This is a genomic window from Hominimerdicola alba 8, from assembly GCF_000178155.2.
In the GTDB taxonomy this organism is placed as follows: domain Bacteria; phylum Bacillota; class Clostridia; order Oscillospirales; family Ruminococcaceae; genus Hominimerdicola; species Hominimerdicola alba_C.
The window spans coordinates 1-1,807 of record NZ_ADKM02000109.1; the positions used below are offsets into that span (position 1 = coordinate 1).

1 protein-coding gene and 1 rRNA gene are annotated in these 1,807 nt (G+C 39.2%); one reads left to right on the plus strand and one right to left on the minus strand.

The annotated features are described in order from the left end of the window. On the minus strand, positions 1–742 hold a 742-nt coding region (locus tag CUS_RS13035), incomplete at its 3' end, for a PLDc N-terminal domain-containing protein (protein WP_002851462.1). An 804-nt stretch (positions 743–1,546) separates the two neighbouring features. Between CUS_RS13035 and CUS_RS13040 the strand changes: the two genes are divergently transcribed. Next, positions 1,547–1,807 (plus strand): 16S ribosomal RNA (locus tag CUS_RS13040); the annotation flags it as partial.

The window sequence follows — 1,807 nt, forward strand, 5'->3', positions numbered from 1 at the left end:
TATCGCGGGCAGGCATTGTGAACTGTGAACCCATGCCGTCAACTATCAGCTTTACTTCAACACCTGCGAAAGCCTTTTCAAGGAGGATATCAAGTATCTCGCCCCACATCTCGCCGTCATCGACTATAAAATATTCCATGAAGATGAATTTCTCAGCTTTTTTCATCTCTCTCACCATAGCTTCAAACTTGTTTTCGCCCAGCGGGAAATAAGTGATATCTTCACAGCCGTAAGCAGGAAAGCCCGCACTGTCATCAAGATAGCGGACTATGCGGTAAAGTTCGGGGTCATTTTTCTTTATATTGTCTGTAAGTTCGGTATCTTCGGGAAGATAGTCGCGGGTGTCAAGGTTCTTCTGGACATAAGCGTTGGAAACTTTGCGCTTGTAGGGCTGATTGCTCAGTATAATATATAGGATAGTAGTGAACACGGGGAATATCAGAAGAGGGACTATCCACGCCAGCTTATAGGCGGGGTTGCGGTCGGTGTTGACTATATATATGGCAACGCCGATACCGAGAGTTGAAAAGAAAACAGAAAGATAGCTGTAGTTCTCACTGAGAAAAGTGAACGCAAGAAAGATCTGTAAAAATTGAAGCAGTAACAGCAGTATTATTGTAGTCTTCTGCGAGAAGATGATATTGATAAGTTTTTTTGGCTTTTTGCGGCGTTTTGCGTATTTTGATCTTGGTTTCTTTGAGTTGATGGCAAAGCCGTCCTCTGAAATATATCGGTTTTTCAAGGAAATGCCCCCTTTCGATGATATTAGTATAATCAAAATCATTATAACATTTGCAAAAATATTATGCAACAGCTTTCTGCATAAATAATATGCTGATTTTAAAGGGGGTGTTATTGATTTTTGACATGCAGAAGGTCGGAAAAGTACAGTAAACAGGGTCAATGGTGTAGATATACAATTTGTTCTAATAATATTAACCATTTATTTAAAATAAAAATTGAAAAAGGGGTTGACATTTGGGTCATTTTGAGTTATAATAATTAAGCTGTCAGCGAGGGAAACACCTCAAAGAAGCCCAAAGAAAGCGGAAAGAAGACCTCAGGCGAGAGTACAGATTTTTGCTGGAAGGGCGAAAAAGCGGACAGTAAAAAATATCACAAAAGGGCTTGACAAAAGCGACAAAATGTGATATACTAAAAAGTACCGCACGAAAGCGAAAACTTAGCAAGAAAAAATTCTTCAAAAAAGTTCTGAAAAGTACTTGACAAAACGAAGAAAATGTGGTATGATAGAAAATGCCGCACGAAAGCTAAGAAAGAGCTTCCGAAAAAAATCTCAAAAAAAGTTTTGAAAAAGACTTGACAAACGAGAAAAGATGTGGTATAATAAAGAAGTTGTCCGGCAAGAACGGATAACAAAAAAACAAAAGGCATCTTGAAAATTGAACAACCAAGAATACGAAAACCCTTGGAAATACTTTGAGTAATTAAAGTATTCAAAAGTCAGAAAAGACTATAAAACATAAACGTTCAGTGAATGTAACTGAGATCACAATACAGCATGAAAATGCTGATGGGATACAACTTTATTAAGAGTTTGATCCTGGCTCAGGACGAACGCTGGCGGCACGCTTAACACATGCAAGTTGAACGAGCGAAACCAGCTTGCTGGTCTAGCTAGTGGCGGACGGGTGAGTAACACGTGAGCAATCTGCCTTTCGGAGAGGGATACCAATTGGAAACGATTGTTAATACCTCATAACATAACGAAGCCGCATGACTTTGTTATCAAATGAATTTCGCCGAAAGATGAGCTCGCGTCTGATTAGGTAGTTGGTGAGGTAAA